Here is a 3,273-nt window from a genome sequence, read left to right as displayed (position 1 = left end):
TCCTCGCAGGCCTTGAGCTCGGTGCCGTTGAAGTAGCCACGGTCGGCGAAGGCCTGCAGCTTCTTCGTGTCCATCGCCTCACGTGCCGCCTTGGCCATCTTGCTCAACTGGGCCCGGTCGTTGCCGATGTTCGTCACCTCGTGTGCCACGATGAGATGGTGCTTGGCATCGACCGCCGTCTGCACGTTGTAGCCCACCAGGCCCGAGCCCTTGGCCTGCGAGTTCATCGAACGGGCATCGGGGTCGGTGGTGGAGATCTGCCCGTCGGGCAGCTTCTTCAATTGCTCCTGGGTCTCGTCGAGCTGGCGCATCTGCGCGCGCAGGGTTCGGATCTTGTCCTGCAGGCGTTCGGTCTTCGCTTCCACTTCAGCAGGCTGTGTGCGATCCGCCGTCTCCAGCACGTCGAGGTAGCGCTGGATGCTCTGTTCGATCTGGCGCTGGCGCGCATCGATCTTGGCGGGGGTGACATTGCGGTCGCGGCTGTTGACGGCCTTGAACTTGCTGCCATCGATGGCCACGATGGCCTGCGTGAACAGCTTGAGCTCCCGGCACATGCCCACGAAGCGCTTGCAGACGTTGCGGATGCCCGCGCCGTTGTCGTGACGGAAGTCGGCAATGGTCTTGAAGTCCGGGGCAAGGCGGCCAGTGAGCCACATCAGTTCGACGTTGCGCTGGGCCTCGCGCTCCAGACGCCGGCTGGACTGGATGCGGTTCAGGTAGCCGTAGATGTAGAGCTTGAGAAGCACCGCCGGGTGGTACGCAGGCCGACCGGTAGCAGCTGGGTCCGCGCCTTTGAAGCCGAGTGCCTGAAGATCAAGTTCCTCGACGAAGGCGTCGACGACTCGCACCGGGTTGTCTTCGCCGATATAGTCATCAAGACATTCCGGCAACAGCGCGACCTGCTGTCGGTCTTCGCCTTCGATGAATCGCTTCATGGGCACCTCGCTTGGAACGGTGCATCGATTTTATTTTTTGATGGGCGGGACTGGAAGTCTTTTCACACAGCCTCGGCCGACTGTAGCCGCCCACGCTGCCATCGTGGACGGACCTAAGCCGACAAGCGCCTCCTCCAACTCCCGCCGTCTTTACGAGGCAAGGACGACGAAAGCCTGCAGTTCGGCCATCTTGCCGTCACGGAATCGCCAGACATCGCAGTACGCATGAGGCTGTGTGTTCCCCTCCTCGTCCGTCAACGTGATCTCGCCGAGTGCGGCAACGAAGTCGCCGTCGCCGATCATGTGGTGAACCTGGAAACGGGGCGGCTCTTTGTACGCGACGACCATCCACTCGCGAACGGCCTCCTTGCCTCGCAGGATTGTGTCACCCACGAAGTTCCAGACGGTGTCTTCGGTGCAGAACTTCAAGAACCCTTCGAAGTCGCCATCCATGATGGCGGCGTTGGCAGTCGCGAGGATCGTCTTGTGATCTTTGGGCATTTCAGCATCTCCATCCATGAATGGCGGTGGGGCCCGCGCGAGTGATCAATGAATCAGGGCCGTGACGCACATTTTGAACCGGTCCGAAATCACATTCTCTGCCAGCCTAAGCGTCGCGGCCTCGGAGCTTTGGGCCCATCGCAGACGATCGCTCGTCCAGATTTGGCGCCGCAGAGCTGTCGGTGGAACTCGGCGGGTCAAGGAGTCAACGTCCAGTCGATTTCGATCGACGGTTTGATGCCCTCGCAAGCCGCGCGCCGGCGCACCCAGCTGCGGCTAGGAATGCACTGGCGTGGGCACGAGTGCAACGCTTCTCGGCGCCTTCAAACATCCACGTGCTGTCTGCCCCATGATGCAACCGGGCTTGCGGCGTTTGGCGGACGCGGGCCATCGACATCGCCCTTGACTTCACCATCGGAGCCCGTATGAACGACAAACACCTCACCCCAAATGCGACGACCCTGGCGGCCGAAGATCGGCTTCGGCTGGAGTCGCTTCGCAAGCACCGACGCGCCCATCGGCAAGCCAGATCGGCCAAGCCGCCGACGGCTCCCGAGCATTTCCTTGCAGGCGAACCGACTCGCAGTCAACGCCTGGCCGACGCGGTGGCGGCGACCGTAGGGTCGTGGCGCTTCATCATCTTCCAGAGCACGGCCATCGTGCTGTGGATCGTCGGCAACGCGATGACCGGAAACGGCGCTTGGGACCCGTATCCGTTCATTCTTCTGAACCTGCTCCTGTCGTTCCAGGCGGCCTACACCGCGCCGGCAATTATGATGAGCCAGAACCGGCAGTCCGAGCAGGACCGGCGCCACGCCGAAACCGACTACGAAATCAATGTCAAGGCGGAGTTGGAGATCGAACTGCTGCACGAGAAGATCGACCTCCTGAAGGAACGCGAACTGCTGGCGCTGACCGACGCGGTGCACGCCCTGACTCGGCGGATCGAAGAGTTGTCGGCGCGCCCGACCTGAGTCGCGCTACGGCCGCGGCTTCCACGCCACGTTGAGTCGTACGACGGGCAGGTCTGGCGAGCCACCGCGTGGTGCAACAGGCGGTCGATCTCCTTCTTCGCCAAGCCGTAGCGCAAGGCGCAGGCGCGACGCCGGGGCGAACCCGGGGGGGCTGCACTGGGCCGAATGGGAGCATCACATGGCAGTCGCATCGGTCGAACCTGAATCCGGTCTCGCTCCGAGCGCGTGTCGCCACTGCCCTTTGTGGCACCTGCTTCGTGGCCCCCGACACGGGACTTCAATGAAGTCCGAGTTCCACCGCAATGAGTGCGGGCCGAAGATGCGCACGCCCGGACCAGACGGTCGTGAGCACCCGCTTGTGGCCGGGTGCAGCCCTATCGCCAGACTTCTTGTTGGCCGAAGAATGCTCCTGCCTCCGCGGCGAGTTGCTCCAGGCTTCTCACCTCAAGGACCATCGTTAGACGAACGTACCACTCGGGAGGTCCGTCTCTCGGGTCCAGATTGACTTCAAGATTCACGTGCCCAAGCGAATCGGTAATTGCCACCATGCTCATCTCCCCGTCCAGGGCAGCCCAAGATTTCTCACCTTCCCAGCCAGACGGTTCGGCAACCATCTCATTGAATAGCACCACGGGTGACGTTCCGAGCTCCGAGTTGCCAACTCGCGCMGTCGCACTGAACCGATGACCCTCAAGGGTCACATCGTAGCTAACGAGGYTTCCTTGTCGTTGATACCGACGAGAGTGGAACCGAAGCTTCGCCTCGCGTTCCGAGGTCACTACAAATTCGCCCATGCTTTCCTTCGTGAACGTCAGCTTAGGGGCGAATTCTGCCTGCGTCGCGAAGGTCTGGTTCTGGCCGAA

The 3,273-nt window shown here is 62.1% G+C and carries 4 protein-coding genes; 1 reads left to right on the top strand and 3 read right to left on the bottom strand.

Features of this window, described 5'->3' with window-relative positions; all coding sequences use genetic code 11:
• Together AC1DOC_RS25730 and AC1DOC_RS25725 are read right to left on the bottom strand one after the other, a co-directional pair.
• Positions 1 to 935, bottom strand: a 935-nt coding sequence (locus tag AC1DOC_RS25730; protein ID WP_478130760.1) for an IS1182 family transposase, incomplete at its 3' end; no start/stop codon positions are given.
• 150 nt (positions 936 to 1,085) lie between these two features.
• A complete protein-coding gene (locus AC1DOC_RS25725; protein ID WP_015867269.1) occupies positions 1,086 to 1,436 on the bottom strand; it encodes a nuclear transport factor 2 family protein in 351 nt (116 codons plus the stop codon).
• A gap of 425 nt (positions 1,437 to 1,861) precedes the next feature.
• On the opposite strand from AC1DOC_RS25725, the gene AC1DOC_RS25720 reads away from it, so the two are divergent.
• The gene (locus AC1DOC_RS25720) at positions 1,862 to 2,410 is read left to right on the top strand and encodes a DUF1003 domain-containing protein (RefSeq protein WP_436300823.1); all 549 of its coding nucleotides are present in this window, start codon (positions 1,862 to 1,864) and stop codon (positions 2,408 to 2,410) included.
• A 374-nt stretch (positions 2,411 to 2,784) separates the two neighbouring features.
• Here the strand turns inward: AC1DOC_RS25720 and AC1DOC_RS25715 are convergent.
• The coding region (locus tag AC1DOC_RS25715; protein WP_478130759.1) for a DUF6228 family protein at positions 2,785 to 3,273 on the bottom strand (489 nt) is incomplete at its 5' end.

The organism is Variovorax sp. 01T439_2, assembly GCF_056398445.1.
Note: the sequence above shows the minus strand (reverse complement) of the source record. Positions and strands in the feature narration are given on the sequence as shown.